Here is a 17107-nt window from a genome sequence, read left to right as displayed (position 1 = left end):
TACACTGTCGGCAATAAGGAGAATCTGATGAAAAAATACCAGCGTCTGGCGCAACAAATTATCTCGCAAATTGAGCTTGGCGTATGGCTGCCGGGCGATAAGCTGCCTTCCCTGCGAGAGCAGGTGGCGAGCAGCGGCATGAGTTTCATGACTGTTGGCCACGCGTATCAGATGCTGGAAAGTCAGGGACGCATTGTCGCCAGGCCACAATCGGGCTATTACGTTGCCTCGCGCCCGACCACGCACCAGCCTGTGCCGCCTGCCCAGGTGATGCGTGACGAAGCGGTGGATATCAACACCTATATCTTCGATGTCCTTCAGGCCAGCCGCGATCCGTCTGTCGTTCCTTTCGCATCCGCCTTTCCCGATCCCCGGCTTTTCCCGCTTCAGCAGCTCAACCGCTCGCTGGCTAACGTCAGCAAAACGGCGACTGCGATGAGCGTGATTGAAAACCTGCCGCCGGGTAACGCTGAACTCCGCCACGCCATTGCGCGCCGCTATGCGCAGCAGGGGATGAACATCTCGCCGGACGAAATTGTCATTACCGCAGGCGCGCTCGAAGCGCTGAACCTGAGTTTGCAGGCGGTGACGGAGCCTGGCGACTGGGTGATTGTCGAAAACCCCTGCTTTTATGGCGCGCTGCAGGCGCTGGAACGCCTGAAGCTCAAAGCGTTGTCGGTCGCCACGGACGTCCGGGAGGGGATAGACCTGAACGCCCTTGAACAGGCGCTGAATGACTATCCGGTAAAAGCCTGCTGGCTGATGACCAACGGCCAGAATCCGCTTGGTTTTACGCTAAGTGCAGAGAAAAAAGCCCGTCTGGTCGCCCTCCTGACGAAGCATAACGTCACCCTGATTGAGGACGATGTATACAGCGAGCTCTATTTCGGCCGCGAAAAACCGCTTCCGGCAAAAGCCTGGGATCGGGACGACATGACGCTTCACTGCTCCTCTTTTTCAAAATGTCTGGTGGCGGGATTCCGTATCGGCTGGGTGGCGGCCGGAAAACATGCGCGACGCATTCAGCAGTTGCAACTGATGAGCACGTTATCGACCAGCTCCCCTATGCAGCTGGCACTGGTGGACTACCTGGCGACTAAACGCTACGACGCCCATCTTCGCCGCCTGCGACGAACGCTCGCTGAGCGAAAACAGCAAGCCTGGCAGTCACTGCTGCGCCATATGCCCGCCGGGGTCAAAATTCACCATAACGACAGCGGCTACTTTTTATGGCTGGAGCTTCCGGCACAGCTGGATGCCGGGCTGCTGAGTGAAAAGGCCTTAACGCACCATATCAGCATTGCGCCAGGAAAAATGTTTTCCACCTCTGACGCATGGACACCGTTCTTCCGTTTTAATACCTCCTGGGCATGGGGAGAGCGAGAAGAGCAGGCGGTGATTCAGTTAGGAAAATTAATTAGCACGATGTTGAAATAATCTTTTTCCCCTTATTTAAATAAACATTTCTTATCCTGATGACGGCGCTACGAATATTTCGCGGTGCCCGGTCATAGGAAATCTGCATACTGCCTCGCGCCGCTAACCCCTTGTCTATAATCCAGTTAACGGGGAATGCGCCATCGGTCACACCTTGATGAAATTTCCTGAAGCCAAACGGTGCGGCGCAATTGCGCGGTCTACGTTTAATAAGGGAGATATTTTTACGGCACGGCTGCCGCTAAATTTCATTGCGACAGGAGTAATTCTTATGAGCAAAAAATTTGCCCGCAGCAGCCTGTGCGCGCTCGGCATGACTATCATGACAGCGCACGCCGCTGAACCACCTAAGGCGATGGGTGACGGGGAAGGTCGTCTGGATATTATTGCCTGGCCGGGCTATATCGAGCGTGGGCAGACCGATAAAAACTATGACTGGGTCACCCAGTTTGAAAAAGAGACCGGTTGTGCCGTTAACGTGAAAACGGCGGCCACGTCAGATGAAATGGTCAGCCTGATGGCGAAAGGGGGATACGATCTGGTCACCGCGTCAGGCGATGCATCGCTTCGCCTGATCATGGGCAAACGCGTTCAGCCGATAAATCCCGAACTCATCCCGAACTGGAAAACCCTCGACACGCGCATTGTGAAGGGGGAATGGTTTAACGTGGGCGGCAAGGTCTACGGTACACCCTATCAGTGGGGGCCAAACCTGCTGATGTACAACACCAAAACCTTCCCGACGCCACCGGACAGCTGGAGTGTGGTCTTTACCAAACAGGATCTGCCGGACGGTAAAACCAATCAGGGTCGCGTGCAGGCATATGACGGGCCAATTTATATCGCCGATGCGGCGCTGTTCGTCAAAGCCACCCAGCCACAGCTGGGCATCAGCGATCCCTACCAGCTCACCGAAGAACAATATGCCGCGGTGCTGAAAGTGCTTCGCGACCAGCATGCCCTGATCCACCGCTACTGGCATGACACCACCGTCCAGATGAGCGACTTCAAAAATGAAGGCGTTGTGGCTTCCAGCGCCTGGCCATATCAGGCAAATGCGCTTAAGGCTGAGAACCAGCCCATCGCCACCGTCTTCCCGAAAGAAGGGGTAACCGGCTGGGCGGATACCACCATGCTCCACGCCCAGGCAAAACACCCGATGTGCGCCTACAAATGGATGAACTGGTCGCTGACGCCAAAAGTGCAGGGCGATCTGGCAGCATGGTTCGGCTCACTGCCCGTCGTGCCTGAAGGGTGTAAAGCCAGTACGCTGCTGGGTGATAAAGGTTGTGAAACAAACGGTTATAACGAGTTCGACAAAATCCTGTTCTGGAAAACCCCGACCGCTCAAGGTGGCAAATTCGTGCCGTACAGCCGCTGGACGCAGGATTACATCGCCATCATGGGTGGACGATAATCGCCCGGGAGCAGAACATGACGTACGCAGTAGAATTTAACAATGTTTCCCGGCTGTATGGCGATGTGCGGGCGGTGGACGGGGTGACCATTGCCATTCGCGACGGGGAGTTTTTCTCCATGCTGGGGCCTTCGGGCTCCGGCAAAACTACCTGCCTGCGCCTGATAGCGGGTTTTGAACAGCTGTCAGGCGGCACGATTTCTATTTTCGGCAAAGAGGCGAGCGCGCTACCGCCATGGGAGCGGGATGTAAATACCGTCTTTCAGGATTATGCGCTGTTCCCGCATATGTCGATCCTCGATAATGTCGCCTACGGGCTGATGGTGAAAGGCGTCGACAAGAAGAAACGCCATGCCCAGGCGCGTGATGCCCTGGAAAAAGTAGGGCTGAGCTTTGCCATCGCCCGCAAACCTTCGCAACTTTCCGGCGGCCAGCGCCAGCGTGTCGCCATCGCCCGGGCGCTGGTCAATGAACCGCGCGTCCTGCTGCTGGACGAACCGCTGGGCGCGCTCGATCTCAAACTGCGCGAACAGATGCAATTCGAGCTGAAGAAACTTCAGCAGGAACTCGGCATTACCTTTATTTTCGTCACCCACGATCAGGGCGAAGCGCTCTCCATGTCGGACCGGGTGGCGGTATTCAATAACGGCCGCATCGAGCAGGTGGATACCCCGCGCGATCTCTATATGCGTCCGCGCACGCCGTTTGTCGCCGGTTTTGTGGGCACGTCCAACGTCTTTGATGCAGCGCTTGCGCAGAAAATTTGCGGCATGGAAGGTATCTATTCCCTGCGCCCGGAACATATTCGCCTGAACGAGGGCGGTGAGGTTCAGGTTCAGGGTATCGTGCAGGCCGTTCAGTATCAGGGAGCCGCCACGCGCCTGGAACTGAAGCTTGCCGAGGGGGCCAAACTGCTGGTCAGTCAGGCCAACCTCAGCGATATCTCGCTGCTGAGCGGCATTGCGCCGGGGCAGGCGGTGATGGCCTCGTGGTCACGCGAGGCGATGATTCGCCTGCATGAGGAAAGGTGAAATGGATATGAGTGTCGCTCATCCTCCCGCACCGCACGGCCGCTTGAGCCGCATGACGGCACTGTTCTGGCGTAAGCCGTCGCTCGGCCTGTTCCTGCTGCTGCTTGCCCCGCTGATGTGGTTTGGCATCGTCTATTTCGGATCGCTGCTGACCCTGCTGTGGCAGGGGTTTTACACCTTTGACGACTTCACCATGGCGGTCACGCCGGACCTGACGCTGGCGAATATTCAGGCGCTCTTCAATCCGGCAAACTACGACATCATCCTGCGCACCTTAACGATGGCGATCGCGGTCACTTTGGCCAGCGCCATTCTGGCATTCCCGATGGCCTGGTATATGGCGCGTTACACCCGCGGCAAGTGGAAAGCGTTCTTCTATATCGCCGTGATGCTGCCGATGTGGGCGAGCTACATTGTCAAAGCCTACGCCTGGACGTTGCTGCTGGCGAAGGATGGTGTGGCGCAATGGTTTCTCAGTCATATGGGGCTGGAGCCGATCCTCACCTCACTTCTTACGCTCCCGGCGATAGGCGGTAACACGTTATCCACCTCCGGGCTGGGGCGCTTTCTGGTCTTTGTCTATATCTGGCTGCCGTTTATGATCCTGCCCGTGCAGGCCGCGCTGGAACGTCTGCCAGCGTCGTTACTGCAGGCTTCAGCCGACCTCGGCGCGCGCCCCCGCCAGACCTTTCGCTATGTTGTATTGCCGCTGGCGATCCCGGGAATTGCCGCGGGTTCGATATTTACCTTTTCCCTGACGCTGGGGGATTTCATCGTCCCGCAGCTGGTGGGGCCGCCGGGCTATTTCATCGGTAACATGGTCTACGCTCAGCAGGGCGCTATCGGCAATATGCCCATGGCGGCTGCGTTTACGCTGGTTCCCATTGTGCTGATTTCGCTTTATCTGGCGTTCGTGAAACGTCTGGGAGCATTCGATGCACTCTGAACGCGCACCGTTGTTCCTGAAAGTGGCGGCATGGGGAGGCGTCATCTTCCTGCACTTCCCGCTGCTGATTATCGCGATGTACGCCTTTAACACTGAAGATGCTGCCTTCAGCTTCCCGCCGCAGGGGCTGACGTTCAAGTGGTTTAGCGTGGCGGCGGGGCGTGGCGATATCATTGAATCCGTGACGTTGTCACTTCAGATTGCCGCGCTCTCCACCACCATTGCCCTGGTGCTTGGCACGCTTGCTGCAGCGGCACTGTGGCGAAGCGACTTTTTTGGCAAAAACGCCATTTCACTGTTGCTGCTGTTGCCCATTGCCTTACCGGGAATCATTACCGGTCTGGCGCTGCTGACCGCATTTAAAACGATCAACCTTGAACCGGGTTTTTTCACCATCGTTGTCGGGCACGCCACATTCTGCGTGGTGGTGGTGTTCAACAACGTCATAGCCCGGTTCAGACGCACCTCCTGGAGTCTGGTGGAGGCGTCAATGGATCTCGGGGCCGACGGGTGGCAAACCTTCCGCTATGTGGTGTTGCCCAATCTGGGTTCAGCACTTCTGGCGGGCGGAATGCTGGCCTTTGCCCTGTCGTTTGACGAAATCATCGTCACAACCTTTACGGCGGGACACGAGCGCACGTTACCGCTGTGGTTGCTCAATCAGCTCGGCCGTCCTCGCGACGTGCCGGTCACCAACGTTGTTGCACTGTTGGTCATGCTGGTGACAACTTTCCCCATTCTGGGTGCCTGGTGGCTAACCCGCGATGGCGAGAACATCGCCGGCAGCGGGAAATAACATTGATTTGAACAGGACAATGCTATGCAAACACATCTGCTGATAAAGGGTGAACTGGTCGCCGGACAAGGCGAAAAGCAGCCGGTATATAACCCGGCCACCGGAGAAGTACTGCTGGAGATTGCTGAAGCCTCTGTCGCGCAAGTTGACGCGGCAGTTCAGGCCGCCGATGGGGCTTTTATCGACTGGGGGCAGACCACGCCCAAAGCGCGTGCGGAATGTCTGCTGAAACTGGCTGACGCCATTGAGGCGCAGGGTGAAGAATTTGCCAGGCTTGAATCGCTCAACTGCGGGAAGCCGCTCCACTGTGCTCTGGGGGATGAAATTCCGGCGGTGGTCGACGTGTTTCGTTTCTTCGCCGGGGCGGCCCGCTGCCTGAACGGTCTGGCCGCAGGTGAATACCTTGAGGGGCACACCTCGATGATCCGCCGTGATCCGGTGGGGGTAGTTGCATCGATTGCGCCGTGGAACTACCCGCTTATGATGGCAGCATGGAAGCTGGCACCCGCGCTGGCTGCCGGTAACTGCGTGGTGATAAAACCCTCTGAAATCACGCCGCTGACGGCGTTAAAACTGGGAGAACTGGCGAAAGATATCTTCCCGGCAGGCGTTGTGAACGTGTTATTTGGTCGCGGTAAGACGGTTGGCGATCCGCTCACCGGGCATGACAAAGTCCGCATGGTGTCGCTGACCGGTTCAATTGCCACCGGCGAGCATATCATCGGCCATACGGCGTCCTCCATTAAGCGCACCCACATGGAGCTGGGCGGTAAGGCTCCGGTAATCGTTTTTGATGATGCTGACCTGGACGCGGTTGTCGAAGGGGTGCGAACGTTTGGTTTCTACAATGCCGGGCAGGACTGTACGGCGGCCTGCCGCATTTATGCCCAGAAAGGCATATATCCTGCGCTGGTTGAAAAGCTGGGTGCTGCGGTCGCCAGCCTCAAAATGGGGGCGCCGGAAGATGCCGCTACCGAACTGGGGCCGCTCAGCTCGGCCGCTCACCTTTCACGCGTCTGTCAGGCTGTCGATCAGGCGAAAGCGCTCGGTCATATCAGCGTTGTGACGGGTGGAAGCAAAAAGGAGGGGGCTGGCTACTACTTCCAGCCGACCCTGCTGGCGGGGGCAAAACAGGACGATGCCATTGTTCAGCGCGAAGTGTTTGGGCCGGTGGTGAGCGTCACTGAATTTGACGATGAAGCGCAGGTGCTGGCATGGGCGAATGATTCACAGTATGGCCTGGCGTCATCGGTCTGGACCAAAGACGTGGGCCGTGCTCATCGTCTGAGTGCGCGGTTGCAGTACGGCTGTACCTGGGTGAATACCCACTTTATGCTGGTGAGCGAAATGCCGCACGGCGGCATGAAGTTATCCGGCTACGGCAAAGATATGTCGGTGTACGGGCTTGAGGATTATACGGTCGTCCGGCATGTGATGATCAAACACTAAGCCATCCTGCCTGGCCGCTTGCGCGGCCGGGCATTCTCCTTCTTCGCCCTGCGTGTTAAGCAAGCTACTCCATTGTTATTAGCCATAATATTTAAGTGGTTATTCTGTAACGAAAAAACTTGATCTGTATCAACATATGACGCATATTGCGTGCGGTTATTTTTTCGGCTCTGGTATACAGAATGACGTTGTATCAAAAGATGTTGGTTTTTTACGCAGTGATGGCTTCCATCTGTGCATTAATTACCTGGTTCCTTTCAAAAGATCGCAAACGCATCCGCCTGCTCAGCGCGTTTCTGGTGGGGTCGACCTGGCCGATGAGCTTCCCCGTTGCGCTCCTGATCTCGCTTTTCTGAAGCACGCTTCCACTTTTTCCAGATGAACATGGCATTCCTGATTCGATAACTGTATAAATACACAGTGAATCGTAAAAGGAGTGCTTATGAACAGTTTTTACTCGCAGCAGGCGGGTTGCACCGTGCGCTGGCATGATTTGCCCGGCTCAGGCGAGCCCGTGGTCTTCATCCACGGGCTGGGGTGTGCCTCTTCCTATGAATATCCCCGCGTTGTCCGTGACCTTCAGTTTGGCGCACGCCGGGCCATTCTCATTGATTTGCCCGGCAGCGGTTACAGCGATAAACCCGAGCATTACAGCTATCACACCACTGACCAGGCCCGCGTGGTGGCAGAGCTGATTGACCATCTTGAATTGGATGCCTTCTGGTTATACGGCCACAGCATGGGCGGCAGTATCGCGATTGAAACGGCGGCAATGCTGGGAACGCGTGTTAAAGGACTGATGGTGTCGGAACCTAATTTTCACGCGGGTGGTGGGATGTTCAGCCGCTCGATTGCGGCGCAAACCGAACAGCAGTTTCTGGAACAGGGTTATGACGCCATGCTCAGCGCAGAAACCTCAGCGTGGGCGGGGTGTCTGCAAAGCAATGCGCCGTATGCAGTCTGGCGCGGAGCAAAGAGCCTGGTTGAGGGTGTAATGCCGGTATGGGAAACGCAATTCCTGTCGCTCTCGTGCCCGGTGACGCTGATCTTCGGCGAACATTCTCTGCCTGACGACGATGTTGATAATCTGAAGCAGAAAGGCGTTGAGGTAAAAATTATCCCTGCGGCGGGGCATTCTATGTCGTGGGAAAATCCGTCAGCACTGGCTCAGACGTTAGCCGGGTGTATGACGGAGTGATGTGCGCAAAAGTTTCGCCCGGCGGCGCGACGCTTGCACGGGCCTACGATGAATTGTGCAAGGTATTGATATTATGGCGGAATATAGGCCGGGTAAGCGCAGCACCACCCGGCAAGAAAGGCAACTACCTGATTAAAGCCCGTAATGCCTGACGTGCGTCAGGTTGAATATCATGCGGATGCTGGTAATCAATGTTCTCTATCGCCCGGCTATAGAGGGCAACCAGCCAGTCGTAAACGTACGCGGTGGCCGCATGGACTGGCTGTTCCGCCAGACGCGTCAGACGTGGCGCGGCGCTGCTGACGACGGGCGTAACGAAGATAGCCTGTCCCTTGCGGATGCGGCTTGCCGGACGCTCTGCTGAAGGCGTTTGGTCATACCCCAGCCAGCCAACGAAATTGCCCATCACGGCGTGCAGTTGCGCGGCGCTGCTCTTATCCGCTTCGACAATACGCTGAAGCTGTTGCGCCAGATTAAGCCGGTAGCTGGTGACCACCAGAACATCCGCGATTTGCTGTAATACTGCGGGTTCCAGACCGAGACGGGCGGCCGTGGCCTCATTACGGCTCCACTGACGCAGATGATTTATCCATACTCTGTGCGCCAGACGCGCCTTGTCCTTCGTCTGGAACTGACCAGCACTTTCCTGGGCGTTATCGGTAAACAGATCAATGGTATCCGTAAACAGCCCATTGACCTGCTCCTCGCGCGGTTGCTGGACGGCGAGCAGCGTTTCAAACGCTTTCATCGGCGGCATCAATCCTTCAAGAAGCTCGCCGTGACGGGCGGCACTGCTTTGCAGGGTGCGCACCATGTTTTCGGCCTGTGCGCGTCGGGTAGCCGGTTCCTCAACCAGCGGGGCGAGATAGCTGCGCATTAGCTCCGAAAGCTCCTGGCGAAGCAAGCTTTTCAGCGTTCCAAGGCGCTTCTGCCGCTGCGCAGGGAGCGTGGCCTGAGACAACCACTCAATGACGCGCTGCATGCTGTGGCTATCCAGCGCCTGCAGCGTGCCCCAGCGTAAACCCGGTTTACCGAGCAGATGCTGTACGGCTTCATCAAGATTCTGGCGGGTGGTAAAGCGGGCGTCATGCGGGGTAATCGCCCACACCAGCCCCGGCAGGGCAGACTCTTCAGCAGGCTGCGTCTCTTTGACCCAGTTCATTAACACTTTTGCTTTTTTGGCCGTCTGCTCGTGCTGCGCTGTCGCATTGCAGATAACCAGCACGTCAGGCTGTAGCTGCTGGCGGTAATGGTCGAGCAGCCACTGACATTTTGCCTGCGCTAACGGATCGGCACTGCTGTCTTCAAAGACCGGAATATCAATGATATCAACGTTATCCAGCGCACCACTCTCAACCGGCAGGATCAGCTCGCGGGTCAGGAAGGCCAGCACGTCAACCGGGAGGCTGATGGCGTTGAGCATGTCGCCGTTATTCAGCGGATGCAGCAGCGTCTCCTGTGCGTCCTGCTGGGTTAAGGTGCCATGCGTCAGGAACCCTTCACCCGGCAAGCCAAAGCTATCTACCAGCAGACTCAGCGGAGCAGCAAGCTCGCTGGCATGGCTGGTTTGATGCAGAACATGGGCGAGCTTCAGCCACTGTTGGGTGAATTCCTGTTGCTCACCCCACAGCAGCGACCAGACGCTTGCCCGGGTGCTGAGATCAAGTGAAGGCACCAGTTGGGCAAGCTCATACCACAGGGCATCATCAATTTGCTGTTTCGCAGTGGGTATTGTGTACTGCCAGAAGCGGGCGATGGCACCCACTTCCTGCGCCGTGATACCCGGTACGCCCTGCGGCTGACGCAGGCCACGCCATTTCTCAAGACGGGTCTCAATGACCGCCTTATCCACTGCGCGCATCTGCGGATGCAGCGTCGTGCGGGCAATAAACAGCTGTACCAGCTCGGCCTCGGTGATCAGACTCAGACGTAGCGGAAACGCCTCATCAACCACCTCCCGGTTTTCCCGGGTAAAGCGGACGGCCATGTTGGTCAGGGCATGACCCGGATTGATATGCGAAAAATAGTCAAAGGTGCGCTGGCCTGGCGTAACGTTTAGCCGTCCATTACCGCTGCCGCACAGCGACAGCAGCAGGTGTGCTTTTGCGCTCTGCGAATGACCGTAAAGTCCAATGCTGCTCTGGCGGGTCAGGGCACGTTCAATAGCCTGCTCTCGCGCCTGCGCCGCGTTGATGCGGGCAAGCAGGGCGTCAGCATCGTTGTCCAGCACAGGGGCATTCATGCGCGTCTCATTAATCCACCCGATTAACGCCTGAGTGGTGGTGGTCGTCGCTGTCATTTCAGGTATACGCTCCCGCTGTCGATCCAGTAGTGGCTACCGCTGTGTCGGCGATCGGCCAGAGTATTCAGTTTGAAGGTTAAGGCGTCAGGCGCTACCGGTGTGCCGTCCTGTAGCCAGGCATCGCTCAGTTCAAAGGACTCAGGACCTTCCTGCTTGCTGCCGCCGCAGAGCTTAAGCCGCACGTTCAGCACGCCGTCACCGGCAATCGCTTTCGCCAGTTCAGCCGAATTGATGCTGAGCGTATAAAGCGGCGTGGCAGGCCAGCGTGCGTTCGCCAGCTGGCGGAAGCCGAGGGTGACGTTGCCGCGTAGCGGGAAGTGCAGGCGTGCGTCGAGTTTTGCGCTTGGCTTATCGAGGTCGATATCCTGATACCAGACGTTTTCCTCACGCAGGGTATTAACGGTGTTATCCAGCACGCCGAGATAACGCACGGTGGAATATGCGCCAATGTCCGCAGCTTTAAAGTTGAAGCGCGGCAGACGCAGGTCGAGCGCCAGGCTGCACAGCATGGCACCCACGGCGGCGGTTGATTTAGGGTTACCAATGCGCCCCTGCTGACTGAACGGATACCACTCATGTACCTGGTATTTATCCAGCCAGACGATGCGATTGACCGGCACCGGCTGCAGGTGACGGATCAGCGCCTGAACGCCTGGCAGGCAGCCAGGGCGACCGGTAATCAGCAGAATATCGCAGCTGTAGTGGGAAATCGCTTCACAGACTGCGTGAAGCGGAGAGGTCAGCGTAAACTGACCGGCCAGCATCGCATCCTGCATCTCGCGGAAATTGACGTGCAGCGGTACGGCGAACAGGTCGAACGCTTCTGAGCCCGCAGGCAGGGCATGATCAATCGCCTGCTGCAGATAATTCATGACGTTGCGGGTTGGTTTCTGCGGCAGAAGATCGCCAAAGGTGGCATGCAGGCCAGCCAGCGGATCGTCAACGTCACTGGATTCCCACGCGGCAAGAATGGCGTGGCCAATCGGCATAAAGAGCTGCAGCGCCGTTTGCTGGCGCAGCACGGCCTGGGTATCAATACGCCCGGAGTCGCCGAACAGCGACGCCATGAGCAGCGAGGCGTCCGCAATCCCGGATTTCTGCAGCTGCGTTTGCAGGGCGGGCAGCACGTAGCGCTGAATCACGTCCAGCAGGGTATCATCGCCCGCCACTTTAAAGCCTTCGCGGAACAGCAGCTGCGGCGTGATTTTGACGTTATTACCGGAGCCGTCATCCAGTTGATAATGGGTGATCGCCATATCCGTGGTGCCGCCACCGATGTCGATAGACGCGACGCGCAATGCGCGGCCGGGCTGCACACCCGGCTCAGGCTCACGATCCGTGCGGGCGAGCGAGGCAAAGAAGGCTTCCGTCTGGCCGCCAAAATGGGAGATCGCTTCGTTATACAGCCAGACCAGTTGACCACAGCTGGCCTCATCCCACTCCATCTGGATTTCAGGGACCGGCACCACGCTTTTTTCCTGCTGTTTGCGGGTGGCAAAATCCTCATCCTGCGGGTGCCAGCCCATCGCTTTCCAGACGATTGCGATGGCTTCGAACATGCGGCGACGGAAAATCTCGCGCTCCTGCTTTGGCATTGCCGAGGGCAGGGTCAGGATCAGGGTGCGCAGCTGGCGTGGCGAGGCAGGGAAGCCCAGACGCAGGCGGGTGGCGACGCTGTTGATCTGACCCAGCGCCTGCGCCAGCAGCTCGCACAGCATATGCGTCATCAGGGTGCTGCGGCTGTACTGCGGCGAGAAGACCGGCAGTCGCTCGTCCTGCGGTAACGTAAACAGCGGTTCACCGTCATCGTTCATCAGGTTCATCAGCGGGAACGCCGTGGCAAGCGGCTCACGCTGGGTTTTGCCGTTCATCTGACTAAAGCGCCAGTCCTGCACCACCGGTGTTTCATCCCACAAATAGCGACGCGGGCTGGAGATGCCGCTGTTCCCTTCGGTTCCCAGACGCTGCATCGCCAGCTTGCGGGCTTCATCACCCACGCGAACGATCGACGGCCAGACAAACGCATCTTCGCGGCCACTTTCAACCGAGAAGTGCTGTTTGCCAAAGCGTGCTTCGGAAAACTCGAGACGGCTGGTAAACAGAGGCTCATTGAGGAATTGCGGCTCGCTCAATGAACGAACCTGTAACTCGGCGGTCTGCCGCAGTCCATCGTTCGCATCGCCGTGGTCTTCAATAATGACGCCGCAGGTGTGAGTGTTACCGACGTCGAGGATCAGGTCGACCGGAATCGCGGGCGTACTGAGGGTATGGGTAACAAATTTCACTTCCGGCACGGTGAGCTGTTCACCGAGCATGGTCAGCAGGTTAAGCCAGTGGGCCTGATATTCAAAGCTGCGCATCGCCTGATGCAGGTCACGTTCAGAACGATTTTCAACGCCGTCAGCATACTGGGTAAATGCTTCACGCAGCCAGCCGTCAATCCAGGTCTGGTCGAGGAAGCTTTCAACCTCGCTATCGCGCCAGGCCAGCGCGAAACGGGTGCCGTTCAGAATATCGTTTTCAACCGGCGATAGCGCGGAGGTGGCATGTTCCGCAATCTGGCTGTCGAGGGCGAGGGTCACGCGGTGCGTATTGCCTGCGGTGTCGGGGGTGTCGAGCTTGCGGACCTGCACGCGGGCCCAGTTATCCGGCCCCTCCACAAAGGTGCGCGGCGGGTTGAAACGCAGAAACGGGACGGGAAGCCAGACGCCGTCCAGCACCGCAAGGGACTGCTGCAGCGGGATAGTCGTTTCCGGTTTAACCACTTCAGGCTGGCCGCCGTGCGTTCCCGGCACGGTATAGCGCCCGTTAACCAGATCGAAATCGAGGCGTAAAAGAGGGCCGTTGGCGGTCTTACGTACGAAGCGCCCTTGGCTGGCGGTGTCCTGCGGCGTCAGCCCGAAATCGAGGAATTGCACGCCGCTGTTGGCAATAAGCGTAACGCTTTGTTTATAGTCGCAAAGATTTACCAGCATAGGATCAGGCACCTGCTTTCTTGAACGTCAGGGGGACGACGGTGTTGGCATCATAACGGGCGCGACATTCTGCGATATCGCTGGTGCCGGCTTTACAGGCGACTTCCGGCATCGGGTAGCGGGAACCGTCGGTGCAGCGGGCCGTGCCGCGACTCTTGATCATCAGCTCACCATTGCTGTGTAGCCCGGAGAAGATCTCCGCGCGGCAGACAATATTGTCGCCATGGACTATGCGGACGAAACCTTTATTGTTCTGGATTTGATAGCGCATTGACGGTGGCTTGCCGGTGACCGGGTCTTTCACGTCGAGAATCGCGCGCCAGGTACCGTTCAGGAAGCGTGTCGATCCGGCTTTCACCTGACCGGCCTCCATTACCATGGCATCTTTCGGGATCGCGACAATCACCACGGGAGCGGGTTCAGGCTCTTTTTCTTTGCTCACCACCACCTCAGCCTGGTGCAGGGGTAAATTCATCGCCAGTGGCTCAACGGCTTTGATCGGTTTTGGGGCGATAGCCACGGGCTCAGGGACCGGCGCAGGCGCGGTCTCTGCAGAAGGGGCCGGTTTTGGCCACATCAGCGGGGCGGCAATAGCGGCAACGATCACCGCCGCGACAGGCAGCGTCCAAAGGGGAACGCGACGCTTCTTCGTGATGACGACAGGTGCGGGTTCAGGCGCAGGTTGCGCAACAACCGGTGCGGACTCGGGCGCATACAGGTCTTCCGGCGTAATCCGTATCGCGGCGACCGGGGCAATCAGCGGCTCGTCAGCTTTTTCAAAGGTGATGGCCGGTTCGGGCACCCGCTCGGGCTCGGGCTCAGGATCTTCAATCACAACAGGGGCGGGCTCAGGGATCAGCGATTCACGCAGGCAGTCGAGGACATCGTCACGCGCATTTTCATTCAGGTTTACAAAACCCCAGAAGCACAGGATCGGTTTTCCGTCGACGAGAAAAACGAAATTTTCCCCAGGGAACTGAAATGCTTTCGACAGCAGCGAGCCGAAGAGCTGTTGCGCTGTTTTCGGCGACTGAAGGCATTTCTTGCTTAACGACTCTACGCTCGCAAGGGTGTTTTCCAGATAGCGCAGGGCGCGATAGCGGTCGTCCTCATCAGCCGCTTTCCAGCTGGTGACGTTTCCCTCCACCGGGGAGTACCAGTCCACGCGGTCGCCGCTGTCGTTGACCTGCGGAATCGCCAGACAGTCAACGATAGCCTGTTGTTTGCGCAACCGGAGCGCTTCCCGAATTTGTAACGCTGATTCAAAAACGGCTTGTCCGCCGCCGCCCACGGCCTGAAAATCATCCAGGTTACCGCTGCGTAAAAGAGTTTTAGCCACGATTTGATCCCATATACTTCTTCACACCGTTACTTTAACGAAACGAGGAAGAAAACAAACGGAGGAAGAGACGCTAAAAGGGCCGATTTCTTGCGGCATAGAAAGTGACGGTTGTGCTTGACGGATAATGGCACTTAAGGCAAATCATCTTTTCGGATGCTGACCGTAAAACCAGCAAAAAACGCGGCTTTAGAATAACCTGATAGTGTTTCGTTATTTGCCAGGTCATAACGGCTGTGCTGTTATTACTGTCCTATATAATAAAACTGTCAGGGTTATAACCATGTCTACAGGGAAAACACTGCTCGCCCTTGCGCTGAGCGCGCTTTTACCAGCCGGTGCCGCGTGGGCGGCAAACAACGACACCTTAATTTACTGTTCTGAAGCGTCACCCGAGTCGTTCAACCCGCAAATCGCCAGTTCCGGCCCCTCTTTTGTCGCCAGTTCTCAGGTACTGTACAACCGCCTGATCAATTTCGACCCGGTGAAAAACACGCCGGTTCCGTCGCTGGCGGAATCCTGGACGATTTCACCGGACGGTAAGACCTATACCTTTACCCTGCGCAAAGGGGTGAAGTTCAACAGCAACAAATACTTCAAGCCGACCCGCGACTTTAACGCCGATGACGTTATTTTCTCGGTTATGCGTCAGAAAGACCCTAAGCATCCGTACCACAACGTGTCCCAGGGTAACTATGAATACTTTAACGACGTGGGTCTTGATAAGCTGATTCAGGACGTCAAAAAAGTCGACGATTACCACGTTCAGTTCACCCTGAGTGAACCCAACGCCGCGTTCCTGGCCGACTGGGGGATGGATTTTGCCTCGATTCTCTCCGCAGAATACGCCGATGCGATGCTGAAAAAAGGTACGCCTGAAAACGTGGACACCTGGCCGATCGGTACCGGTCCTTATGTGCTGCAGCAGTACAAAGTGGATTCACTGATCCGCTACGTCGCTAATCCGAACTACTGGGATGGCGAGGTGCCGACCAAACATCTGATCTTCTCCATCACGCCAAATGTGGAGACGCGTCTGGCGAAACTGCAGACCAACGAATGCCAGATTATACCCGCGCCGTCTCCGGTGCAGTTTGAGGTGATTAAGAAGAACAAAGACCTGACGCTGCACTCGGTTGATGCGCTGAACGTCGGCTATCTGGCGTTTAACACCGAGAAAAAACCGTTTGATAACGTGCTGGTGCGCCAGGCGCTGAACTACGCGACCGACAAAAAGGCTATCGTTAACGCGGTCTTTATGGGGTCGGGGACGGTGGCAAAATCGCCGATCCCACCCAATATGATGGGCTTTAATAACGAGCTGAAGGATTACAGCTACGATCCGGAAAAAGCGAAAGCGCTGCTGAAGCAGGCCGGGCTGGAGAAGGGCGCAGACGTTACGCTATGGTCAATGCCGGTTCAGCGTCCGTATAATCCAAACTCGCGTCGCATTGCGGAGATGATCCAGAGCGACTGGGCGAAGGTGGGCGTAAAGGCAAAAATCGTCTCTTACGAGTGGGGCGAATATCTCTCCGGAATGCGTAAAGGCGAACATGATTCCGCACTGTTTGGCTGGATGTCCGATAACGGTGACCCGGACAATTTTGCCGATGTGCTGCTGGGCTGCAACAGCATTAAAACCGGGTCAAATGCCGCACGCTGGTGCGATAAAGATTATGATTCCCTGGTACAAAAAGCGAAGCTGACCAGCAATCCGGCTGAGCGTGCGAAGCTCTATGGCCAGGCGCAGGAGATTTTCTACCAGCAGGCGCCGTGGATCGCACTGGCAAACGGCAAAACGTTCTATGCGACCCGCAGCAACGTGACCGGGTACAGCGTGAGCCTGATGGGCAGTGATTTTTCAAAAGCGAAGCTGAACTAAGCATTTTATTGCCGGGTGGCGGGTACCCCTTACCCGGCCTACATTTTGCACCCGTAGGCCCGGTAAGCGTAGCGCCACCGGGCACGTGAGGAGGAGTGACAATGTCACATTTAAACGACGTGATCGCCCGCGTGGATGCCGCCATCGACGAGAGCGTGATTGCCCATATGAACGAACTGCTGATTGAACTGAGCGATGATGCCGAGCTCAGCCGGGAAGAACGCTATACCCAGCAGCAACGTCTGCGTACCGCGATTTCGCATCACGGTAAGCAGCATAAAGAAGAAATGGACGCGCGGCAGGAACAGCTGACCAAAGGCGGCACGATTCTGTAG

At 57.0% G+C, this 17107-nt stretch carries 13 protein-coding genes; 10 read left to right on the top strand and 3 right to left on the bottom strand.

What is annotated here, in order from left to right:
- Positions 1-27: 27 nt before the first annotated feature.
- From BFV64_RS12060 to BFV64_RS12025, 8 genes are all read left to right on the top strand, one after another.
- A complete protein-coding gene (locus BFV64_RS12060) occupies positions 28-1437 on the top strand; it encodes an aminotransferase-like domain-containing protein (RefSeq protein ID WP_032636344.1) in 1410 nt (469 codons plus the stop codon).
- Positions 1438-1708: 271 nt separating this feature from the next.
- Complete coding sequence (gene ydcS / locus BFV64_RS12055) at positions 1709-2854, top strand: putative ABC transporter substrate-binding protein YdcS (protein WP_023330505.1); 1146 nt, start codon at positions 1709-1711, stop codon at positions 2852-2854.
- A gap of 17 nt (positions 2855-2871) precedes the next feature.
- Positions 2872-3885 (top strand): ABC transporter ATP-binding protein, encoded by a 1014-nt coding sequence (locus BFV64_RS12050; RefSeq protein WP_069602118.1) that lies wholly within the window; start codon positions 2872-2874, stop codon positions 3883-3885.
- 1 nt (position 3886) lies between these two features.
- Complete coding sequence (locus BFV64_RS12045) at positions 3887-4831, top strand: ABC transporter permease (protein ID WP_032636346.1); 945 nt, start codon at positions 3887-3889, stop codon at positions 4829-4831.
- Positions 4821-5627, top strand: coding sequence for an ABC transporter permease (locus BFV64_RS12040; protein WP_069602117.1), 807 nt, complete (start codon positions 4821-4823; stop codon positions 5625-5627). The genes BFV64_RS12045 and BFV64_RS12040 overlap by 11 nt, the downstream gene beginning before the upstream one ends.
- A 24-nt stretch (positions 5628-5651) precedes the next feature.
- Entirely contained in the window at positions 5652-7076 is a 1425-nt protein-coding gene (patD, locus tag BFV64_RS12035) for an aminobutyraldehyde dehydrogenase (protein WP_047625853.1), read from the top strand.
- A gap of 182 nt (positions 7077-7258) precedes the next feature.
- Positions 7259-7432 (top strand): GhoT/OrtT family toxin, encoded by a 174-nt coding sequence (locus tag BFV64_RS12030; protein ID WP_014883956.1) that lies wholly within the window; start codon positions 7259-7261, stop codon positions 7430-7432.
- An 86-nt stretch (positions 7433-7518) separates the two neighbouring features.
- Positions 7519-8274, top strand: coding sequence for an alpha/beta fold hydrolase (locus tag BFV64_RS12025; RefSeq protein ID WP_045135195.1), 756 nt, complete (start codon positions 7519-7521; stop codon positions 8272-8274).
- Positions 8275-8398: 124 nt separating this feature from the next.
- On the opposite strand, the gene BFV64_RS12020 is transcribed toward BFV64_RS12025, so the two are convergent.
- From BFV64_RS12020 to BFV64_RS12010, 3 genes are read right to left on the bottom strand one after another with little or no spacing between them, the layout of a single operon-like run.
- Positions 8399-10573, bottom strand: coding sequence for a virulence factor SrfC family protein (locus BFV64_RS12020; RefSeq protein WP_069602116.1), 2175 nt, complete (start codon positions 10571-10573; stop codon positions 8399-8401).
- On the bottom strand, positions 10570-13551 hold the full coding sequence (locus BFV64_RS12015; protein ID WP_069602115.1) for a virulence factor SrfB: 2982 nt from the start codon (positions 13549-13551) through the stop codon (positions 10570-10572). Before BFV64_RS12015 ends, BFV64_RS12020 begins: the two co-directional genes overlap by 4 nt.
- 4 nt (positions 13552-13555) lie before the next feature.
- Positions 13556-14890 (bottom strand): SrfA family protein, encoded by a 1335-nt coding sequence (locus BFV64_RS12010; protein ID WP_069602114.1) that lies wholly within the window; start codon positions 14888-14890, stop codon positions 13556-13558.
- A gap of 283 nt (positions 14891-15173) precedes the next feature.
- On the opposite strand from BFV64_RS12010, the gene BFV64_RS12005 reads away from it, so the two are divergent.
- Together BFV64_RS12005 and BFV64_RS12000 are read left to right on the top strand one after the other, a co-directional pair.
- The gene (locus BFV64_RS12005; protein ID WP_047625847.1) at positions 15174-16772 is read left to right on the top strand and encodes an ABC transporter substrate-binding protein; all 1599 of its coding nucleotides are present in this window, start codon (positions 15174-15176) and stop codon (positions 16770-16772) included.
- Positions 16773-16873: 101 nt separating this feature from the next.
- A complete protein-coding gene (locus BFV64_RS12000; protein WP_014883950.1) occupies positions 16874-17107 on the top strand; it encodes a YdcY family protein in 234 nt (77 codons plus the stop codon).

Origin of the sequence: Enterobacter kobei, from assembly GCF_001729765.1 — a bacterium.
In the GTDB taxonomy this organism is placed as follows: Bacteria; Pseudomonadota; Gammaproteobacteria; order Enterobacterales; family Enterobacteriaceae; genus Enterobacter; species Enterobacter kobei.
The sequence above is the reverse complement of the archived record's forward strand: the minus strand, read 5'-3'. Positions and strand labels throughout refer to the sequence as shown.